This is a genomic window from Alterinioella nitratireducens, from assembly GCF_013155465.1.
In the GTDB taxonomy this organism is placed as follows: Bacteria; Pseudomonadota; Alphaproteobacteria; order Rhodobacterales; family Rhodobacteraceae; genus Alterinioella; species Alterinioella nitratireducens.
Window position 1 is genome coordinate 1 of the sequence record NZ_JABJVX010000005.1, and the last position, 21,330, is coordinate 21,330.

15 protein-coding genes and 4 pseudogenes are annotated in these 21,330 nt (G+C 63.7%); 11 read left to right on the top strand and 8 right to left on the bottom strand.

Translation table 11 applies throughout. From position 1 onward, the window contains the following. Positions 1 to 298: 298 nt before the first annotated feature. On the bottom strand, positions 299 to 595 hold the full coding sequence (locus HNS34_RS09720) for an ArsR/SmtB family transcription factor (protein ID WP_235952682.1): 297 nt from the start codon (positions 593 to 595) through the stop codon (positions 299 to 301). A gap of 152 nt (positions 596 to 747) precedes the next feature. Here HNS34_RS09720 and HNS34_RS09725 point away from each other — a divergent pair, with 152 nt between their 5' ends. Both HNS34_RS09725 and HNS34_RS09730 read left to right on the top strand, forming a co-directional pair. Continuing rightward, a complete protein-coding gene (locus tag HNS34_RS09725; RefSeq protein ID WP_172319875.1) occupies positions 748 to 1,716 on the top strand; it encodes an efflux RND transporter periplasmic adaptor subunit in 969 nt (322 codons plus the stop codon). Then, positions 1,713 to 4,949 (top strand): efflux RND transporter permease subunit, encoded by a 3,237-nt coding sequence (locus tag HNS34_RS09730; protein ID WP_172319876.1) that lies wholly within the window; start codon positions 1,713 to 1,715, stop codon positions 4,947 to 4,949. The genes HNS34_RS09725 and HNS34_RS09730 overlap by 4 nt, the downstream gene beginning before the upstream one ends. A gap of 163 nt (positions 4,950 to 5,112) precedes the next feature. Here the strand turns inward: HNS34_RS09730 and HNS34_RS21085 are convergent. After that, positions 5,113 to 5,281, bottom strand: a pseudogene (locus HNS34_RS21085) (transposase); the annotation flags it as partial. 208 nt (positions 5,282 to 5,489) lie between these two features. Between HNS34_RS21085 and HNS34_RS09735 the strand changes: the two are divergent. From HNS34_RS09735 to HNS34_RS09780, 9 genes and pseudogenes are all read left to right on the top strand, one after another. Further along, the gene (locus HNS34_RS09735) at positions 5,490 to 5,858 is read left to right on the top strand and encodes a hypothetical protein (protein ID WP_172319877.1); all 369 of its coding nucleotides are present in this window, start codon (positions 5,490 to 5,492) and stop codon (positions 5,856 to 5,858) included. A gap of 66 nt (positions 5,859 to 5,924) precedes the next feature. Next, positions 5,925 to 6,548, top strand: coding sequence for a cupredoxin domain-containing protein (locus HNS34_RS09740; RefSeq protein WP_172319878.1), 624 nt, complete (start codon positions 5,925 to 5,927; stop codon positions 6,546 to 6,548). A gap of 120 nt (positions 6,549 to 6,668) precedes the next feature. Then, positions 6,669 to 8,183 (top strand): annotated as a pseudogene (locus HNS34_RS09750) (cytochrome c oxidase subunit I). A 15-nt stretch (positions 8,184 to 8,198) separates the two neighbouring features. Further along, positions 8,199 to 9,353 carry a multicopper oxidase domain-containing protein gene (locus HNS34_RS09755; RefSeq protein ID WP_172319881.1) on the top strand — a complete coding sequence of 385 codons (1,155 nt, stop codon included), beginning with the start codon at positions 8,199 to 8,201 and terminating at the stop codon, positions 9,351 to 9,353. Between the two features lie 80 nt (positions 9,354 to 9,433). Further along, positions 9,434 to 10,360 carry a heme o synthase gene (locus HNS34_RS09760; protein WP_172319882.1) on the top strand — a complete coding sequence of 309 codons (927 nt, stop codon included), beginning with the start codon at positions 9,434 to 9,436 and terminating at the stop codon, positions 10,358 to 10,360. 45 nt (positions 10,361 to 10,405) lie between these two features. Next, positions 10,406 to 10,811, top strand: a pseudogene (locus tag HNS34_RS09765) (transposase); the annotation flags it as partial. Between the two features lie 103 nt (positions 10,812 to 10,914). Further along, positions 10,915 to 11,469 (top strand): annotated as a pseudogene (locus tag HNS34_RS20990) (NADPH-dependent FMN reductase). After that, positions 11,426 to 11,809: an NAD-binding protein gene (locus HNS34_RS09775; protein ID WP_172319883.1), complete on the top strand. Its 384-nt coding sequence runs from the start codon at positions 11,426 to 11,428 to the stop codon at positions 11,807 to 11,809. The pseudogene HNS34_RS20990 and the gene HNS34_RS09775 overlap by 44 nt, the downstream one beginning before the upstream one ends. A gap of 217 nt (positions 11,810 to 12,026) precedes the next feature. Next, the gene (locus HNS34_RS09780) at positions 12,027 to 13,058 is read left to right on the top strand and encodes a glutathione S-transferase C-terminal domain-containing protein (protein WP_172319884.1); all 1,032 of its coding nucleotides are present in this window, start codon (positions 12,027 to 12,029) and stop codon (positions 13,056 to 13,058) included. Between the two features lie 74 nt (positions 13,059 to 13,132). Here the strand turns inward: HNS34_RS09780 and HNS34_RS09785 are convergent, their stop codons facing one another. From HNS34_RS09785 to HNS34_RS09810, 6 genes are all read right to left on the bottom strand, one after another. Then, positions 13,133 to 13,489 (bottom strand): PRC-barrel domain-containing protein, encoded by a 357-nt coding sequence (locus HNS34_RS09785; protein ID WP_172319885.1) that lies wholly within the window; start codon positions 13,487 to 13,489, stop codon positions 13,133 to 13,135. A gap of 88 nt (positions 13,490 to 13,577) precedes the next feature. Then, a complete protein-coding gene (locus HNS34_RS09790) occupies positions 13,578 to 13,763 on the bottom strand; it encodes a DUF3008 family protein (RefSeq protein WP_172319886.1) in 186 nt (61 codons plus the stop codon). Between the two features lie 66 nt (positions 13,764 to 13,829). Next, complete coding sequence (locus HNS34_RS09795) at positions 13,830 to 15,368, bottom strand: trimethylamine methyltransferase family protein (protein ID WP_172319887.1); 1,539 nt, start codon at positions 15,366 to 15,368, stop codon at positions 13,830 to 13,832. After that, positions 15,365 to 17,803 carry a GcvT family protein gene (locus HNS34_RS09800; protein ID WP_172319888.1) on the bottom strand — a complete coding sequence of 813 codons (2,439 nt, stop codon included), beginning with the start codon at positions 17,801 to 17,803 and terminating at the stop codon, positions 15,365 to 15,367. Before HNS34_RS09800 ends, HNS34_RS09795 begins: the two co-directional genes overlap by 4 nt. 9 nt (positions 17,804 to 17,812) lie before the next feature. Then, positions 17,813 to 18,709 carry a homocysteine S-methyltransferase family protein gene (locus tag HNS34_RS09805; RefSeq protein ID WP_172319889.1) on the bottom strand — a complete coding sequence of 299 codons (897 nt, stop codon included), beginning with the start codon at positions 18,707 to 18,709 and terminating at the stop codon, positions 17,813 to 17,815. Continuing rightward, positions 18,706 to 21,156 (bottom strand): GcvT family protein, encoded by a 2,451-nt coding sequence (locus tag HNS34_RS09810; protein WP_172319890.1) that lies wholly within the window; start codon positions 21,154 to 21,156, stop codon positions 18,706 to 18,708. Before HNS34_RS09810 ends, HNS34_RS09805 begins: the two co-directional genes overlap by 4 nt. Between the last annotated feature and the right edge of the window lie 174 nt (positions 21,157 to 21,330).

The following is a 21,330-nucleotide window of genomic DNA, read 5'->3' on the forward strand; positions in this document are numbered from 1 at the left end:
GGCCTCGCTTCGCTATGCGAAGGCTCCGCTCAGCCCGCGCTACCGGCGGGAGTTACACCAACTGTTGGGACACTGCTTTCGAGAACCGATGGAACAAACGCTACAGTCCCAAGCTCGGCCACCTTTTCTGCATATCTGCAATCAATCGCTGCACGCCGAACCGTCGTTAGGTTGGACCAATGTGAATCGGGCCCGTTGCGGGCCGCAACCTTCACCGATTTCACGTGCTTTGGCCCGAAATCTTCGGCTCACCTTGCTCCGCTCGTCAACCGGCAATTCTCCACGACCGGAACGGCACCTACTTGACGTCACGAGGTTCTTGGCAACTCAAATGTGCCAATAGATCCAGACAACGCGGATCGGTGATCGAATAGTTTATCTGCAAGCCATCTTTCTCACCCTTGACCAACCCGTCCCGCCGCATTTTGGCCAGATGCTGCGAAATCGCCGATTGCGACAGCCCCACGACCGCGCAAAGCTCGGATACCGAGGCCTTGCCGGATGAAAGTCGGCACAGGATCAGCAACCGGCTTTTGTTGGACATCAGCTTGAGCAGCCCGGCGATCTCCTCGGCGCGGGCTTCCAGATCTGCCAAGGCGTGGTTTTGGAACTGCGACATAAAGGCATATCAATCCGGTTGACACTAATTCAGTAATAACTAATTTAGATTTTGCTAATCTTTCTGTCAACTACCCATCCCGCCACCCCGTCTTCCCGCCTCCGACACCCGACGCTGAAAGCTCTGCCATGTTCAAGCCCTTACTCCTTTCCATATTTCTTGCCACGCCCGCCCTGTCCCAAACCGCGCCGGTTCTCGAGGTCACGACCACCATGATCGCCGACCGCAAGGCGGTGTTCGCAACGGTGGAAAGCGTCGATACCCTGACCGCGCGGACCCGCATCGGCGGCACCATCGCGGAACTGATGGTCGATGAGGGCGACAGCGTCGCGGCGGGCGAAGTGCTGGCGTTGGTGGTCAATGATCAGATGGCCCCGCAGATCGCCTCTGCCAGTTCGCAGGCCGATGCGCTCGAGGCCGAACTGGTCCAGGCCCGCGAAGACCTGGCCCGCGCCGAGGATCTCTTTGAACGCGGCATCGTCGCGCAGACCAGGCTGGATCAGGCGCAAACCGCGGTGGCGGTGCTCGAAGGCCGCCTGGCCGCTGCCAACCAGGCGCGCGATGTGCTGGTGCAACAGGAACGCGAGGGCGCGGTTCTGGCCCCCGCCGCGGGCCGCGTGCTGGACGTTCGGAGCCCGCAAGGAAGCGTCATGTTACCGGGTGAACCGGTCGCCATCATCGCCTCGGACCGCTACCTGTTGCGTCTGAACCTGCCCGAACGCCACGCCCGCTCCATCTCCGAGGGCGACGAGATCGAGGTTGCCGGGGCGGCGCTCGGGGCAGATGTGGCCCCCACCGGCGTGATCGTCCAGGTCTATCCGCGTATCGAAAACGGGCGCGTCATCGCCGATGCCGAGGTCGACGGATTGGGCAGCTTCTTTGTCGGCGAGCGCGTGCGCGTGCACGTGACGGTCGAGCGACGCGAAACGATCATCTTGCCACGCGCCTATATTTCCACCCGGTTCGGCAATGATTTCGTCACCGTCGAAACCGAGGAAGGCAGGCATGACATTGTTGTCCTCCTCGGGGCGGAAACCCCGCAAGGTGTTGAAATTCTGACAGGGTTGTCAGTTGGCGACCGGGTGGTGCGGCCATGAAATTGGGGATTTCCGGGCACCTGACGCGTGCCTTTGTCCGCTCGGCTCTGACACCGCTCTTGCTGTTGGCCTCGCTGGCCGTGGGATTGATCGCGCTAACGGTTATCCCGCGCGAGGAAGAACCTCAGATCTCGGTGCCGATGGTCGATGTGATGCTGCGTACCGATGGGCTGCGCGCGACCGACGCGGTGGAACTTGTGACCGAACCGCTGGAGGCGATTCTGCGGTCGATCAACGCGGTTGAGCATGTCTATTCGCAGACCGAGGATGACCGGGTCATGGTCACCGCGCGGTTCGAGGTCGGCACCGACCCCGATGACGCCATCCTGCGGGTGAACGAACGGATCATGGCCAATATGGATCGCATCCCGCAGGGCATTCCGCAGCCCTTGATCGTCGGGCGCGGCATCAATGATGTCGCCATCGTGTCGCTGACGCTTTCGCCCGCGCCCGAGTCCGCCGAACACTGGGACGACCGGGCGCTCTATTCGCTGGCCGAAGAATTGCGCGCGGCGCTGATGTCGGTCGAGGATGTCGGCTTGACCTATATCGTGGGCGGGCGCACCGATCAGATCCGGATCGAGCCCGACCCCGAACAGTTGGCGCTTTACGGCGTCACCCTGCAACAGCTGGCCGCGCGCGTTTCCGAGGCCAACCAGACCTTTCCCGCCGGAGAAGTCTCGACGCTGGACCGCACGCTCTCCGTTACCGCGGGACAAACGCTGCGCGGCCCCGGCGATATCGGCCTGCTGCAGCTGACGACCCGCGATGGGCGCCCGGTCTATGTCCGCGATGTTGCCGATGTCATCGTCGGCGGCGCGCCGGTCGAGGCACGCAGCTGGACCCTGACCCGCGAAGAGGGCGAGACCGAGTGGACCCGACTGCCCGCCGTCACGCTGGCCATTGCCAAGCGCGAGGGGGCCAATGCCGTATGGGTGGCCGAAAACGTGATGGAGCGGCTGGAGCTCCTGCGCGGCGAACTGATCCCCGAGGATATTACGGTCGAAATCACCCGCAACTACGGCGAGAACGCCGATGAAAAGGCCGATGAACTGATCTTCACCCTCGGCCTTGCCACCGTTTCCATCGCGCTTTTGGTGGTGCTTTTCATCGGTTGGCGCGAAGGGCTCGTGGTGGGCATCGTGATCCCCACAACCATTTTGCTGACGCTCTTTGCCTCGAATTTCATGGGCTATACGATTAACCGAGTCTCGCTCTTTGCGCTGATCTTTTCGATCGGGATCCTTGTCGATGACGCCATCGTGGTGATCGAAAACATCTCCCGGCACTGGGCCATGGGCGGCCGCCGCACCCGCACCCAGGCGGTGATCGAGGCCGTGGCCGAGGTTGGCAACCCCACCATCATCGCCACCCTGACCGTGATCGCCGCGCTGTTGCCGATGCTGTTCGTCTCGGGGTTGATGGGGCCCTATATGGCCCCGATCCCGGTCAATGCCTCGGCGGCGATGGTCTTTTCCTTTTTCGTGGCCGTGATCCTGACCCCGTGGCTGATGATGCGCATCGCCGGGCGCGGTGCCATGACGGCCGGGGATCATGACGATGACCGGGAAAGCCTTGTTGGCCGGATCTTCCGCCGGGCCGCCACACCGATTGTCGCCAGCCGCTGGCGCTCGGGGCTGCTGCTGGTGATTGTGCTGGCCCTGACGGCGGGATCGCTGACCTTCTTCTTTGATCGCACCGTGACGGTCAAGCTCTTGCCCTTCGACAATAAATCCGAGTTTCAGGTGATCCTCGACATGCCCGAAGGCACCAGCCTGGAACGCACCGAGCGCATTCTGGCCGAGGCCGGCGAACGCCTGGCCGCCCTGCCCGAGGCCACTTCGATCCAGATGAATGCCGGCACCGCCGCGCCGTTCAACTTCAACGGTCTGGTGCGCCATTATTACTTGCGCAACCGCCCCGAACTGGGCGATTTGCAGGTCAACCTGCTGCCGCGCGACGAACGAACCCGCGTCTCGCATGACGTGGCTCTCGAAGCGCGCGAATTGCTGGCCGATATCGAGCTTCCCGAAGGCGGCTCGATCCGCATCGCCGAAGTGCCACCCGGGCCCCCGGTTCTGGCCACTCTGCTGGCCGAGATCTACGGCCCCGATGCCGACACCCGCCGCGCCGTCGCCCGCGAAGTCAGCGAAGCCTTCGCCTCGGTGCCCTATATCGTCGATATCGAGAACAGTTTCGGCGTTCCGCGTCCGCGCTTGCGGCTGGCCATCGACCAGGACAGCCTGGAGTTCTTCCGGGTCCGTCAAAGCGATGTCTACCAGACCATCCAGGCGCTGTTTGAAGGCGTCCCGGTGGGCTATTCGCATCGTGGCGAAGGCCGCGATCCGACCGAGATCCTGGTGGCGCTGCCGCGTGGCGAGCTGACCTGGACCGAACGCTTGGCCTCGACCCCGGTTCCCGCCAACCTATTGCCCGGAGATCGTGGCGTGGTGGAACTGGGCGACGTGGTTTCGGTCAGCGAAGAGCTGGGCAGTTATCCGATCTTCCGCCGCAATGGCCGCTTTGCCGAGATGGTGATGGCCGAGATGGCGGGCGATTTCGAGGCCCCCATCTACGGCATGATCGCGGTGCAGGACGCGCTGGATGACCGGCCCTGGTCGGACGCGGTGCCGCGCCCCGAGATCAGCTTCTATGGCCAGCCCGCCAGCGACACCACGCCGACGCTGCTCTGGGATGGCGAATGGGAGGTTACCTATGTCACCTTCCGCGACATGGGCACCGCCTTTTCCGTGGCGATCCTGGCGATCTATGTGCTGGTGGTGGCGCAATTCGGGTCGTTCCGGGTGCCGTTTGTCATCCTCACACCCGTCCCGCTGACCTTTATCGGCATCGTCTTCGGCCACTGGCTGTTCAACGCGCCCTTCACCGCGACCTCGATGATCGGGTTTATCGCTTTGGCCGGGATTATCGTGCGAAACTCGATCCTGCTGGTCGATTTCATCCGCCATGGCGCGGCCGAGGGTGAGCCGTTGCGCGAAACGCTGCTGCGCGCGGGGGCGATCCGGTCCAAGCCGATCCTGCTGACGGCGATTTCCGCGATGATCGGGGCCTCGGTCATCCTGACCGATCCGATCTTCCAGGGATTGGCGATTTCGCTTTTGTTCGGGCTGGCCTCGTCAACCTTGCTGACGGTATTGGTGATCCCGGCCATCTACGTCGTGTTCAAGAATGCCGACGCGCCCTATCGACCGAAAGGACCCGAAGCGATCTAAGAGTCCGATTAAGAACTCGGGCGTTTCAGGTTTTGACGGAAGCGCATCCGGCTTTTGCGAGGTGATTTGCACACTTTTGTGGAGTGAATTTGTTGAGGACGGCACCAACGGCGCGCCGGAGGGACTCGCGGAATCTGGCAGCCGTTTTGCGGATCCTGTGTTAGAGCCTGGCGAAGACTTGTTCTATCGGGTTCAGGTCAGGGCTGTAGGGGCGGCAGGAACAGAAGGTTGGCGCCAGCCGTGCGGATTGCCTGTCGGACGGCCTGGCCTTTGTGGTTGCCGAGATAGTCCATCACCACCACATCGCCGGGCCTGAGCGTAGGCACCAGCCGAGGCGCCCCGGCGGGTCGGAAACTGCGCACCGACAGGTCGCTCGCCGCGTGCGGAAATGCACGTCCTTCTTCGAAATTCTCGCGGCCGGGGCCAAGACGATTGATTATTATGTTTCATGTGATAATGTGTCGCATCAGGGGAGCGTTGGCCATGTCATTGGGGACGGCCAGTTTTATTTCGCAAAGGTGCGTTTGCACTTTTATTTCGATGATGATCGTTCTGACGATCGCCATCGGACTTTCGACATCTACGGCTGCGTCGATGGGCGGAGGGATGACCTCCGACATGTCTCGGGAATCCGCCTCGCAGGCCTGCCAGGCCGAGGTTTCCGGCAGCCTGGCCGAACAGCCCTGTGACGCCGGTGACGACGAACCGAGAGGTTATGCAGCCTGTCCGATGTCGGGCCTGTGTGCCAACATGTCTTCCGGCCCGACCCATTGCGGCTTGCTGGGCCTGACCAGTATCGCCGAGTTGAACCCCGAGAACATCTCGTTTGCGACGGTCCGCTATCTCCGCACCGAGGTTCACGCGGCCGACCTGCCTGCCGACCCGAGGTTCCATCCTCCGATCCTCTGAACCGTTTGTCGCGGCTGCCCGTTGTGCGGGCCGCCAGGAAACACGTTCAAGGGAAGGAGAATTGCAATGGAAAATGCACTCGGACTGGCCGGTTACCAGTCCACGATGATCATCATAGTTTTTGTGGTGCTGGGGCTGGGGATTGCGGCGTTGTTCGCCGCGCTGTTCCTGCCGGCGCGCTGGCGATTGCCGTATTCGATGGAGTTCCTGTTCGTCGGCCTCCTTCTGGTGATGGTCTGGTACGGCGATCGGCGCAGCGCCGAGATTTTCGCTGCCTATCAGGCACCGCTGGAAGAAGAAGGCGTTCTGGAAGTCGGCTATGAACCCGGAGAGGGGGAGTTCGACCGGGTTATCCGTGTTCTGGCCTTTCAGTGGGGCTTTGCCTTCATCAACGAAGAGGATGAGATCTCGCGCAATGCGGCGGTCGTTCAGCCCGGTGAAAGGGTGCTGTTCAGCTTGTTCGCCAATGACGTCATCCACGGCTTCAACATCCCCGCCGCCGGCATCACCGCCGAGTTCGAGCCGGGCGCCGAGCGCAACGTATGGATCCGCGCGCCCGAGGAGCCGGGCCGCTACCTTGTCCAGTGCCTGAACTACTGCGGCGTGGGACACGCGCAGATGAAGGCCTGGCTTGTCGTTCAGGACGACGAAGGCGATGGCGACGAAGATCATGAAGGGGACGCGGCCTGATCCTGGGCCCATCCGTGACAACGCATTCAGAATTGAGGAGTCCGCACCATGGCAAGTGCACATGATGCAGAACGTATGGGGACAAAACCCCACTGGGAGCCGGAGGACGTCATCGGCAAGATGACCCTTTCAACGCTGCTTTTTTCCGACCACTACCGGCACATCGCGATCAAGGGGATGCTGACCTCGGTGGTGATGCTTGGCCTTGGCGGCCTGATGGCGATCTTGTTCAGGACCGAACTGGCCTATCCCGACATTCAGATCCTGGATGCCAGACCCTACATGTCGCTGATGACCTTGCACGGCATGTTCATGGTCTTCGGGTTCATCATTCCGTTCGTGGTTTCGATCATGTACTACATGATGCCCAAGATCCTCGGCACCGAGGAACTGCTGTGGGCGCGCGGCGCGCAATGGAGCTACTGGACATTGATCCTGGCCGCGGTGCTGCTGGTGATCTCGCGGCCCGATTTCACCTAGACATTCTATCCGCCCATGTCTCTGCGCGTTGGGGGCAGCCTGGTCTGGATGGGATATGTCGCGGTTGCCCTGGTGGCGCTCTCGGAGTTTCTCGCCGGTGCGGTGCTGCTGAAGAACGGTTTGGCGGCGGCCAGGCGCAAGGGATACAGCAAGCTGCCCCTGATGGGCTGGGGCGCGATTTCCGAAGGTATCCTGCTGGCCCTGTCGACCCCCATTCTCGGGCTTGTCGGTGTTGTCATGCTGACCGACTGGCTGGAAATGACGGCGCTGTTCGATCCGGCGCGCGGCGGCGACGTGATGACCTTCATGTTCATGTTCTGGTTCTATGGCCACCCGGCGGTTTATCTGCCGCTGATGCCGACGGTGGCGATCCTCTATACGCTTCTGCCGCGCTATCTGGGTCGCCCGATCTGGAGCTACTGGTCGGCGGTCACGGCTTTTGCACTGCTGACGCTGTTGGGCTTTATCGTGTATCCTCATCACTTCCAGCCGGCCGAAAACGTCAGCGGCTGGTTGCAGCGCGCGACACAGATCCTGACGCTGCTGATCTTCATCCCGTCCACGCTGCATGTGTTCAACTGGATCGCCACGCTCTGGTCCGATCCGATTCCGGATACGGCGCGGCGCGCGGTGCCGTTCAAGTTCATGATCGCGTCGATCTTCTTTCTGATGTACGGCGGTGTGACGGCCTATGTGAACGCCCAGATCGCGACCGACAGCGATTTCGTGCACAACACCTACTTCGTGCCGGCGCATTTCCACGCGATGTTCGTGGGCTTCATGGCCAATATGGCAATGGCGGGGATCTACTACCTCTATCCCTACTTCACGGGCCGGATGTACAGTCAGGGAATGGGAAACACCCATTTCTGGTTCTGGCAGATCGGCATCTTCACCAAGGTCACGATGATGTACCTGCTGGGGTTCAACTACTTCCCGCGCTGGGTGGTGGATTACCTGGACCTGCCGCAATGGTCGACACCGCAACTGATCCTGACCGGGGCGGCCTACCTGATCGGCCTCGGCTTTATCGTGTTCGTCTATAACATCATGCGCAGCTCAACCCGTGGCGTCGCCGTGTCCGGCGACCCCTGGGCAATCGGCGACAGCGACAGCGCCAAAGCCGGCTCGGCCAAGCCGGTCCCTGCGGAATAGGAAGGAGAACCTAAAATGATCATGCGATTGTTTCTGATAATTGGGCTGATCCTTCTTGGAGGGACAGGCTATTTCATCGTCGTTCAGACCCCGCCGACAGTGCAGGCCACGCCTGCGGTTGGCGAGATCGTGCGGCTTCGCGAAGAGGGCATCCTGCCGGAAGGGATCATGTTCGAGAACGAAGAAATCGAGCACGACATTTTCGGGGTGCCGCCCGAAGATGAAGCGATGATCGAGGCCGCCATGGCGAACATGGATATGGACATGGGTGGCATGGACATGGGTGGCATGGACATGGGCGGCATGGACATGGGCGGCGATGGTGACATGGATATGGCCGCTGACGGCGATATGGACATGGCCGCTGATGTCGACATGGACATGGCCGCTGATGGCGACATGGACATGGCCACTGACGGTGACATGGACATGGCCGCTGACGGTGACATGGACATGGCCGCTGATGGCGACATGAACATGGCCGCTGACGGCGGCATGGACATGGCCGCTGACGGTGACATGAACATGGCCGCGGACGGCGACATGGACATGGCCACTGACGGCGACATGAACATGGCCACTGACGGCGACATGAACATGGCCGCTGACGGCGACATGAACATGGCCGCTGATGGCGACATGAACATGGCCGCGGACAGCGGCATGGACATGGCCACCGACGGTGACATGAACATGGCTGCCGACGGTGGCATGGACATGGCCGAAGGCGGTGCTTTCGACGAGGAGGAAGCCGAGCGGCTGATGGCAGGTCAGATGGCCGGTTTGATCATCACCGACGAGGGCGACTTCGATCGTGAGATCGAACTGTCGATGTCGGAATGGACGTTCTCGGACCTTGAAATCGACGCCCAACCCGGCGAGCGGATCCGCTTCACCCTGCGCAATGACGGCAATATCGTGCACGAGTTCATGTTCATGGGCATGGCGCAGATGCAGGGTGTGAACTACCGCGCCCGTCGTGCGGACTGGAACCTGCTGGAGCACGAAGCGCTCTACGAGCAGTCGCTGGTTCTGCCGGGAGAGGAGATCACATTCGTCGCCGAGGTGCTCGCGCCCGGTGCCTGGATGTTCATGTGCATGCTGCCCTATCACATGCAGATGGGCATGATGGGCCAGATGGCGACCGAAGGCATGGCCATGGAGATGTGACCGGCGGGCCGAGTCACGATCAGAACACGGTCCGGCGCACGCGCCGGGCCCACCACCCCTCATCCGAGCGAGAGTGACCGATGTCCGATACCACCAGCAACGCGACCGGCCTGCTCCGGTCCGGATTGCCCAGCTATCTGGCGCTTCTGAAGCCGCGCGTCATGTCACTGGTGATCTTTACCGCGACTGTGGGGGTCTTTGCCGCCCCGGTTGCGGTGGGTCCACTGAACGCCATCCTGTCGTTGCTGTTCATCGCCATCGGCGCCGGCGCCTCGGGCGCTTTGAACATGTGGTGGGATGCCGATATCGACGCCCAGATGCGGCGCACCCGCAACAGGCCGATTCCCAACGGCCAGGTCACGCCACGCGCAGCGCTGGTCTTCGGCCTGGCTCTGTCGGTCCTGTCGGTGGCCGCCCTGTGGGCGGTGTCGAATGCGCTGGCTGCGGGGCTTCTGGCGTTCACCATCTTCTTCTACGCCGTGATCTACTCGATGATCCTGAAGCGGCGGACACCGCAGAATATCGTGATCGGCGGCGCCGCCGGCGCGTTCCCGCCGATGATCGGCTGGGCAGCCGCGACCGGTTCGGTCGGGATAGAGAGCCTGATGCTGTTCGGCCTGATCTTCTTCTGGACACCGCCGCATTTCTGGGCGCTGGCGCTTTACATGCACGACGATTACACCCGCGCCGGGGTTCCGATGTTGACCGTCACCCACGGCCGTGCGGTGACGCGGCGACGCATCCTGCTCTACAGTGTCGTGCTGGCGGTCATATCCGTGGGCGTGGGGGTTTCGGCCATTGGCGGCCCGATCTTCCTGGCGGCAGCGGTGGTGCTGAACGTTGCGCTCTTGCGTGGTGCCGCGGCGATCTCGGCGCGGGGCGAGGACGCGGCCGGCGCCGACCGTTACGAGACCGAACGCCGGTTCTTCCGGCTGACGCTCTACTATCTTTTCACCCTCTTCGCTGCCATCTGGCTGGAGGCGGCTATCGGGACCGCTGGCTTCTGAGGTCTTTCCGAGTGTCTTGCACCGGCTTGCAGCCCGATGGGCGGGGTGGAGTATCCGTTCGCCGGAAGCCGGATGATGAAGGGGGCTTTTGCGCCAGGAAGGCTTCACCGCTGGTCGGCTGCACGTCGCGACTTGCATGATGGTGATGGGGATAGAGGCGCTCTATCGCAGGCCGAACACCAGCAGACCCACACCCGGCCACAAGATATATCCGTATCTGTTGCGCAAGCTGGCGGTGAACCGTCCCAATCAGGTCTGGGCGATGGACATTACCTACATCCCCATGGCCCGAGGGTTTGTTTATCTGGTTGCCGTGCTCGACTGGTTCAGCCGGAAGGTGCTGGCCTCGCGACTCTCGGTCACACTGGAAACTGCGCCGTGCCTGAAAGCTTTGAACGAAGCGATCCGTAGGTTTGGCAAGCCGGAGATCATGAACTCGGATCAGGGTAGTGTCCCTGGAGATGGTGTAGGAGGCCGCGCGCGAAGCCATTGGCTTAGCGCAGCACGCGGCCGGGCTGGCGGCCACCAACAGCCGCAATTCCATCAACCGCGCCCTGGTTGAATTCGCCGCCAAGCGCCTCCGCTCCTCGGTGTCGCAGGAAGCGGAGGTCGCCTTCGTCAACCTGACCGACTTCGAAATGCCGATCTACTCCATCGATCGCGAGCGTGCGTCCGGTATCCCGCAGGCTGCCCGGAGCTTCTTCGACCTGATCGGCGCGGCGGAAGCGGTGCTGGTCTCCTTCGCCGAGCATAACGGCACGGTCACATCCGCCTAGAAGAACCTCTTTGACTGGATGAGCCGGATCGACAGACAGGTCTGGCAGGGCAAGCCTGTCGTCTTCCTTGCCGCCTCGCCGGGGCCGCGGGCCGGCGCGGGCGTGCTGGGCCATCAAGCGCAGCTGGCGCCGTTCTTCGGGCCGATCTGCGCGGCGTGCAAGGGATCGGCACATGGGGCGAAGCTTGGGACGCCGAGACCGGGTCGCTCACCCGTGTCGAGGACATCGCGGCGCTGGACGCCGCTCTCTCAGGACTGGTCACGGAACAGGCACGCAAAGGAGAGGCCGCATGAGCCCGAAGTCAAGCGAGCCGAAGCTTGTCATCGTCGGTGACGGCTACCTGGGCAGCGACCTGGCGAAATCGCTCGACGCGGTGATGGATGTCACCCTGATCGAGCGCGCTAGCCATTTCACCCACGCCCCCGCGATGATCCGCGCCATGGTCGACCCGGCGCTGCTGGACCGGGCGCTGATCCCCTACGACGGGCTGCTGGGGCGCGGGCGGGTGATCCGGGGCGAGGCCGCTTCGATTGACGGTACCGGGGTAATGCTGGCCGACGGCACGCAGATTGCGGGCGACTATATCGTGCTGGCCACCGGCTCGTGGAATTCCGCACCGTTCAAATCCGCGACGGGCGACATTGAGGGGCCAAGGGCCGACAATGCGCGCTGAAACGCCGCCCTGCACGAAGCGTCCCGGGTTCTGATTATCGGCGCAGGGGCGGGCGAAACACTACGCGCGCACCTACATCGGCAACGGCGCAGAATGCCCTTGATGAAGGATGGGCGGGCGCGGCCCCGAACCGGGACCGCAACGGCATCGGACAGCCGAAGAAGGGCTTGCCGTGCCGTTCATCTTGCCTCACCTTCCGAGGGATGGGGGGGCTGGCATGACCGAACCACGCAAAGACGCATCCGTCGAGGAAGACCAGACCGACGCCGCCAAACGCCGGGCAGAGGGCGAATTCGTGCGGGGCGTCAGCGGCTTCCGGCAAGCCATTGGCGATCCCGATTTCCCGCCAGAGCCAGGACGCTACCACCTCTTCGTGGCCCTGAACTGCCCCTGGTGCCACCGCGTCACGCTGGCCCGGAACGTCCTGGGTCTGGGCGATGCACTAACGATGGATGTGGTGTTTCCGAACCGCACTGGCGAAGATGACCCCGAAGGTCCGAACCTGTGGCAGTTCAACCCAACCCGTCCCGCCAGCCTGACCGGCGCGCCACTGCCTGAATGCACATCCGAGACCGGGACAGGCAGATCGCACCGTCTTGTCCGCGGCATCTACCGCGCTGAAGGGTCCGACGAACAATCCGTTCCGATCCTCTACGACAAGCAAGCGGGCCGCATCGTCAATAACGAGAGCGCCGAGATCCTGCGCATGTTGAACGCCGCCGCCGGGCCGCTTGGCAGCACGCTGTCCGACACCGACAGGCCCGACCTCTACCCGGTTCAGCCCGGCCTTCGCAGCGAGATCGAGGATCTCAACGACCTGATCTACACCGCCATCAACAACGGGGCCTACAAGGCCGGGTTCTCATCGGACCAGGCTGCCTATTCAGATGCGTTCAAGGCCTATTTCATTGCGCTGGACGCCCTGGAGGCCCGGTTGTCCGACGGTCGCCCTTTCCTGACCGGCCCACGTTTCACCGAAGCCGATCTGCGCCTGTTCCCGACCCTCTACCGTCACGACCCGGTCTATTACGTCCGGATGAAGCTGAATGGCGCGCGCATCCTGGATTATCCACATTTGTGGCACTGGCTGTGCCGTGCCCATGCCCTGCCCGGAGTCGCGGGCAGCGGATCGCTGATCCATTGCCGGCAAGGCTATTTCGGCAGATCGTGGAACGGCACCGTCCCATTGGGACCATTCAGGCCGATGCCCTACCCAGAGGCCTACGGGCACCCGGAACTTTGCGACTGATCCAATTTGGATCTGAACCGCATTCGGCACCCCAGACCGGCGCGCGTGAGTCGCGGGCCGGATCGTGCGACCGTTCAGAACCAGTAATACGGCACCCCGAAATGGTCGTGGGCGCGTTGTTCCCACTGCCGGTCGCGGTACCATTCGTCATGCGGCTCGGGGGCGCCCTTGACCTCTTCTTCCGTGATGTCGGTGCGATACGCCCCAAGCGAGGGGTCGTAGCGCAACCTCTTCCACGGCACCGGGTAGTGATCCTTGCCAAGGCCGAGGAAGCCGCCGAAGCCGACACTGGCATAGGCCACCTGGCCGGTTTCGCGTTCGATCATCAGGTGGTCGATCTCGCCGATCTTGGCACCGCTCGGGTCCACGACGGGGTTGCCGTTCACATCGCCCGAACTGATCAGGGGCGTCGATTTCACATAATCATCCATGTCCAGGTCTCCTTTCAGGTCTCTGCAAGGAAAACGTGGCGGAAGAGGCGTTCGTTCCCGCCCCTCATGGCGGTCGGCCAAAATGCGCTCAGCCGTCTTTCTTGTCGGGCAGCCCGTTGCGGTCGGTCGCGGCGTAATCCTCCAGCTCCGCCTCGCTCATCTCGTCATACATCTCCTTCGAGGCGCCTTGCAGCTCGGATACCTTGGTTTCGCCGCGCTTGGCCGCCAGGGCCGCCCCGGCCGCTTTCTGTTGTGCTTTCGATTCTGCGGGCATTGGCGCGCGCCCTCCTGCTTGCGTTGCAATGCAGGGGAAACGCAGCTTGCAAGGGCGGGGTTCCGTTCAGATCACGATGTTGAACTGCGCCCGGATCGCCCGGTCGATATCCGGGGCCAGCGTGCTGCCCGCCTTCTCAAGAATCGCATTCTTGCGCGCAATCGCGGCGTCCAGCAGCTTGGGCTTGCCCGCCTCGCCCCATTCCTTCGGGCTCATCCGGTTGCCGACCGCCGGGTAGATATATTCCGTCTGCATCAGCGCCAGCGTCTGATCCGATCCCAGGTAATGCCCCGGCCCCTCCAGGCAAACCGCGCGCATCACCTCGATCGACAGCGCATCCTCGGTCACGTCGATGCCCCGCACACAGCGCAGCGCCTGCCCCAGGATGTCATCGCCCATCACCAGGCTTTCCAGGCAATACCCAAGCAGCGAGGCATGCATCCCCACCGCCTCATAGACCATGTTGAGGCCCGAAAGCCCCGCCATCACATTGGTGATCCCCTGTTCCCACCCGGCCTGCATGTCGGGCAGCTTGCTGTCCGAGATCCCCGCCGCCGCGCCGCCCGGAAGGCCGTAGAACTGGTGCATCTGCGCGCAGCCCGCCGTCAGCAGCGCCTGTTCCGCCGACCCGCCCGACATCGCGCCGGTGCGCAGGTCGCTGACAAAGGGCCAGGTGCCGAACACCGCCGGATGACCCGGCTGGATCGCATTGACATAGACCACCCCCGCCAGGCATTCGGCGACGGCCTGCACGATGGCGGATGCAATCGGCGCGGGCGCAGTGGCCCCGGCCTGACCGGCGGAAAGCAGCAGAACCGGCATCCCGCGCCGGATGCAATCCTCCATCACCAGGCAGCTTTCCTCGGCAAATTTCATCGGCGGCACGACGAAACAGTTGGAGTTCGACACGAAGGGCCGCGCCCGCCACGCCGCCTCGCCGCCCGCGATCATGTGCAGAAGGTCGAAACAGCCCGCGACATGGGAGGGGTCGGAAAACGAGGTGCCGATATGCTTGGTCGTGCCGGAACAGCTTGCGAATATCGTGTTGATATCCATGTCGAAATTGTCGGTTATATCGCGGCAGACCATGGGCCGCTGGAAGAAATGCACATTGTCCAGATGCTGCACCAGCCGCGCGGCGGCATAGAGATCGGCGGTGCTGCTTTCGCGGTAATCGTCATTCTCCAGGTCAACCACATGCACCGCCGCGCCCGCCGTGCCGTAATGCACGCGCGTGCCCGACAGGTGCAGATCGTGTTTCGGATCGCGCGCCATCAAGGTGATGTCGCGCGCCGCCAGCGCCAGCATGTCCTCGACCAAGGCACGCGGAAATCGCAGCCGCCCGTCATCGCCCTGTACCGCGCCCGCCGCCGTCATCGCCACCACCCCCGAGGGCGGGGCCTGCGCCAGTCCGATCTGCTCCAAAGCCTGCAACGCGGCCTCATGGATGCGGGCGATATTGGCCTCGCTCAGGGGCTTGTATTGCCCGCCCGACAATCCGGGGCGCACGGGGCGCATGTTCTCGGCCAGCGGGGCCGCGCGCAGGGCCTTGCGGGCGGCGCGCCCGCCCGACCGCTTCGCGCGTGTGGAGGTTTCCGTCGTCATTGCTTCACCCTTTCCGACCGTGGGTCATAGAGCGGCCTCAAACTGGCCATGGCCTCTTGACGCGTGCCTGCAATCTCGATCTCGTAGGATGAGGCCAGCACATCGGCGGGGGCCTCGCCCTTGCAGGGCACATAGCCAAGCCCGACAGCCGCGCCCAAATGATGCCCGTAATTGCCCGAGGTGAGGTAGCCCACCATCTTGCCATCGCGGATGATCGCCTCATTGTGGAACAGCATCGGCTCAGCGTCGCGCAGCTGGAACTGCACCAGCCGCCGCGCCAGACCTTCCTCGCGCTTGCGCAACACCGCGTCACGCCCGATGAAATCGCCCTTGTCGGGCTTGACGGCAAAGCCAAGCCCCGCCTCAAGCACGTGATCCTCATCGGAAATGTCATGTCCGAAATGGCGAAACGCCTTCTCGGTCCGGCACGAATCCAGCGTGTGCATCCCGCAGAGCTTCATCTCCGGCGCGGCCTCCGTCAGCGTCTCGAAGACATGCGCCGCCTGATCGGAGGAGACATAGAGCTCCCACCCCAATTCACCCACGTAGGTGACCCGATGCGCCCGCGCCAACCCCATCCCGATCTCGATCTCGCGCGCGGTCCCGAAGGGGTGCGCGGCGTTGGAGAAATCGTCGGGGCTGACCGCCTGCATCACCTCGCGCGCCTTCGGTCCCATGACGCACAGAACCGCCTCCGCCGCCGTCACATCCGTGATCACCGCCAGGTCGTCGCCAAGGTTCCGCCGCAGCCAGTTAAGATCGCGTTGCAGCGTCGCCCCCGGCACGACGAGGAAGAACGCGGTCTCGGACAACCGCGTCACCGTCAGGTCGCATTCGATCCCGCCGCGCGCGTTCAGCATCTGCGTATAGACGATGCGCCCCGCCGCGACATCCATCTGCCCGCCGCAGACCCGTTGCAGGAAGGCCAGCGCCCCCGACCCCTCGACCCGGATCTTGCCGAAACTGGTCATGTCGAAGAACCCGACCGCTTCGCGCACCGCCTTGTGTTCGGCGGCATGGTTGGCGAACCAGTTCTGCCCCTTCCAGTCGTAGCGATATTCGCGCTCCTGCCCCTCATCCGCGAACCAATTGGCCCGCTCCCATCCGGCCATTTCCCCGAACACCGCGCCGCGCGCTTTCAAATGTTCATGCAGGGGCGACCGCCTGATGCCACGCGCGGTTTCCACCTGCCGGTAGGGGTAGTGATCGGCATAGAGCAGGCCCAATGTCTCGCTCACCCTCTCGCGCAGATAGCGCCGGTTGCGCTGGAACGGCTGCGCCCGGCGGATGTCGGATTCCCACAGGTCAAAGGGCGGCTCGCCATCCTCGATCCACTGCGCCAGCGCCATGCCCGCCCCGCCCGAGGAGACGATGCCGATGGAGTTATACCCGGCCGCAACCCAGTAGCCGCGCAATTCCGGCGCTTCGCCCAGGTAATAACGGTCATCCGGGGTGAAGCTTTCCGGTCCGTTGAAGAACGTATGAATGCCCGCCGTCTCGAACAGCGGCACCCGGTTCATCGCCATCTCAAGAATGGGCTCGAAATGGTCGAAATCCTCGGGGAGGCTGTCAAACTCGAAATCCTCCGGAATGCCCGCCATCCCCCAGGGCTTCGCGCGCGGCTCGAACGCGCCGAGCATCATCTTGCCCGCGTCCTCCTTGTAATAGGCGCATTCATCGGGCACCCGCAGCACCGGCAGCCTCCCCATGTTTTCAACGGGTTCGGTCAGCAGGTAGAAATGCTCACACGCGTGCAGGGGCAGCGTGACGCCGGATGCAGCCGCCAGATCGCGCCCCCACATGCCGCCGCAATTGATCACCACATCCGCCGCGATATGGCCCTGTTCACCGCCGCGCTCCCAATCCACGCCGGTCACCCGCGCGCCGTCATCGGTGACGCGCGCCACTTTCACACCCTCGATCACCTGCGCGCCCCGCATCCGCGCGCCCTTGGCCAGCGCCATGGCGATATTGGCGGGGTCGCATTGCCCATCGAGCGGCAGATGCACCGCGCCGACCACGTCCGAGACATTGAGATGCGGATACATCGCCTTGACCTCTGCGGGCGAGATCTCCGCCACCTCCACATCCAGCGCGCGCGCCAGCGTCGCCTGGCGCAGCAATTCCTCGTGCCGGTGCTCCGTCAACGCGACCGAGATCGACCCGTTCTGCCGCATCCCCGTGGCCACGCCGGTTTCAGCCTCCAGATCGACATAAAGACCGGCGGAATACTTCGCCAATTGCGTCGCGTTGTGGGTATTCCGAAGCTGCCCGATCAGCCCCGCCGCATGCCACGTGGTGCCACAGGTCAACTGCTTGCGCTCCAGCAGCACGATGTCGGTCCAGCCCAGTTTCGCCAGGTGATAGGCGACCGAACAGCCCGAGACGCCGCCCCCGATGATGACGGCACGGGCGTGGGTGGGAATGGGTTTCATGGCGCGACCTCAGATTATCTGGTGACCCGCGGCGCGCAGCCGCGTGGCGATTTCCGCGATATGGGCGGGGCCGATCTCGCAGCAACCACCGAGGATCGTGGCGCCTTGATCGACCCAGGTGAGCGCGAGCCTGGCATAGGCGTCGGGCGTCATATCCGCGCGTTCCTGCAACGCATCCACCGTCGGCGCCTCTTCCAGGAATCCTTCGGAAATGCGCGTGAACCCGTTGGCATAGGCCCCGAACGGCACCCCGAACCCCTTGAGGATCTCCAGCCCGTCGGCCACCACCTCGGGCCGGGTGCAGTTGATCAATACGGCCTCGGGCGCGAAATCCGCGACCACAGGGGCCAGGTCATCCACCCCCTCGCCCGAACGCAGCCGCGTTCCATCCCCGTCCATGGTCGAGACCGCCAGCCAGACCGGCTTGCCCGCCTCCTTCGTCCCCTCCAACGCCCCGATTGCATGCTTCACCGACACCACCGTTTCGATCAGGAAGAGGTCGACCCGGTCGCGGATCAGCCCCACGATCTCGGCGTAGATCGCCCCCGCCTCTTGCGGGTCGGGGCACAGGTCGGGCCGGTAGGACGCCCCGAGCGGCCCAAGCGCGCCCGCCACCCGTCCAGCGCCAAAAGCCTCCCGCGCCGCGACAGCGCCACCCACCGCCGCGGCCAGCAGATCCTCGAACCGCTCCTCGACGCCCGCGCGCACCAGCCGGTCGCGCAGCACCGCGTAGGTGTTGGCCGTCGCCACCGTCGCCCCCGCGGCGAAGTAATCCCGGTGCAGCCCCGCCACCAGATCGGGTTTCTCCATCATCACCGTGGTGGACCAGAGCGGCGTCGGACGGTCGCCCGCCCGCTTGACCAGCTCCTGCCCGATGGAGCCGTCCATGAGGGTCACGCGGCTCACGCCCGCAACCTTTCATTCTCGGGATCCCACAGCGGCCGATCCTCCTGCACCACCGCGCGGTGTTTCTGTCCGTAGATTTCTACCTCCAACTCGGTCCCCGGCACCGCCAGTTCGGCCCGCACCATGCCAAGCGCGATCGAGGCATTCACCCGGTAGCCCCAGCCGCCGCTGGTGGTCTCGCCGACGATCTCATCGCCGTGCCAGAGGCAGGACATATAGGGCGCATCGGCCTCCCCCGCCTCCACGATCAGCGTCACAAAGCGCTTGGACACGCCGCGCTGCTTCTCGGCCATAAGCGCGGCTTTGCCCGGAAACTCCTGCGGCTTGTCCAGCTTGACAAAGCGGTCCAGCCCGCCTTCAAGCAGGCTGTAATCGGTGGACAGATCGCCCTTCCAAGCGCGGTATCCCTTCTCCAGCCGCAGGCTGTTCAACGCATACATGCCAAAGGGCTTGGCCCCGGCGGCGATCACCGCATCATGGATCGCGGGCATTTCCGCGGTCTCGGCATGGATTTCCCATCCCAACTCGCCCGCAAAGGACAGCCGCACCAGCGCCGCCCAACCGCCCGCGATCTCGGTCTCCTGAAGGCTCAGCCAGGGCAGGGTCAGGTCGGCATCGCAAAGCGTCGCCATCAGGTCGCGCGACTTCGGCCCGGTCACGATCAGGGTCGACATCCGGTCGGTCCAGTCTGTCAGGGTGAACCCCGCATCCTGCGGCATGTGGCGCGTCAACCAATCCCGGTCATGCCATTGCGCCGAGGCCGCCGTGACCAGGATGAACAGATCCTCCGCGTCGCGCGCGACTGTCATCTCGGTCACGATCCGCCCGCGATGATCGGCGAAATAGACCAGACCGGCGCGGCCCAGTTTCGGCAGCGCCCCGGCCACCAGCCCGCGCAGCCACTCATCCGCGCCCGGCCCTTCGACCTTGAACCGCGAGAACCCCGGCAGGTCCAGCACGCCGACATGATCGCGCACCGCCTCGCATTCCTCGCGGATGCGCGCCTCCCACGGGCCGCTGCGGCCCCAGGTATGCGTTGCCTCAAGCGAGGTATCGTCGCCCGGCTTGGCGAACCAGTTCGCCCGCTCCCACCCGTTATAGGCGCCCATCACGCCGCCCGCCGCGATCACGCGGTCATGCACGGGCGACAGCTTCCGGTCGCGTCCGGCGGGCCATTCATGCCAGGGGAAATGCATCGCGTATTCGTTGCCATAGGTCTCCATCCCCTTGGCGACGCAATAGGCGTGATCGGTGTAATCTGTGTAGCGGCGCGGATCGACGGCCCACATGTCCCATTCGGTCGCGCCATCGACGATCCATTCGGCCAGCACCTTGCCCGCCCCGCCGCCCTGCGCAATGCCGAAGGTGAAGACGCAGGCCTCGAAGGCGTTTTTCACCCCCGGCATCGGTCCAAGCAGCGGCAGCCCGTCGGGCGCATAGGGGATCGGACCGTTGATGACGCGGCTGACACCGGAGGTGCCCAAAAGCGGCACCCGCTCCATGGCATCTGTCACGATCTCCTCGATCCGGTCCAGATCGTCGGGGTAGAGCTGAAAGCTGAAATCCTCGGGCATCGGATCGCCGGGGTCTTCCCATGCGGCCCGGCAATTCGGCTCATAGGGCCCAAGGTTGAATCCGTTCTTCTCCTGCCGCAAATAGTAGGAGACATCGACATCGCGCAGAAGCGGCAGCTTGCGACCGTTCTCCTTCGACCAGGCCACAACCTCCGGCACCTCCTCCGACAGCAGGTACTGATGGCTCATCACCATCATCGGCACGGTGCGCCCGCCATAGGGCTTGAACCACTCGCCCACCCGCTGCGCGTAATAGCCTGCGGCATTGACCACGTAGTCACAGGCGATATCGCCCTTTTCGGTGTGGACAATCCAGCCCTCGCCGTTCTGCGTCACGCCTGTCGCAGGCGTAAACCGCAGGATCGCGCACCCCATCTCCCGCGCGCCCTTGGCCAGGGCCTGGGTCAGCTGCGCCGGGTCAATATCGCCGTCATTCGGATCATAGAGCGCGCCCGCCAGGTCATGTGTTTCCAGGAACGGATAGCGCGCCTTTGTTTCTTCAGGGCTGAGGATCTCTATATCCATCCCCTGGTAGCGCCCCATCGCGGCGGCGCGCTGAAACTCCTGCATCCGCAGCTCCGAATGCGCCAGCCTGAGAGACCCGGACTGGTGATAATTCATCGGGTAATCGACCTCATCGCCCAAGCGCGCATAAAGCTCGGTCGAATAGCGCTGCATGTTCATGATGCCCCAGGAGGTGCTGAAGGTCGGCACATTCCCCGCCGCGTGCCAGGTCGATCCGGCGGTCAGCTCGTTCTTCTCAAGCAGAACGCAATCCGACCAGCCCCGCGCCCCCAGGTGATAGAGCACCGAGGCCCCCACGACCCCGCCGCCAATGATCACGACGCGCGCGCGCCCTGGAATCTCAGCCATCGAACCCCTCCGCAAATCAGCCTCGCCAAAGCCTATCCGCGCGCCCACCCTGCTATCAATCGCCAGTAATCGCCCTTTTTAATCGACAGGACCGATTAGCTCCTTCATTTTGCCGAAAATACCTCAGAGGGTTTGGGAGAGGATCTCCCAAGCGGTCGGGCGAGGGCTCCCGCC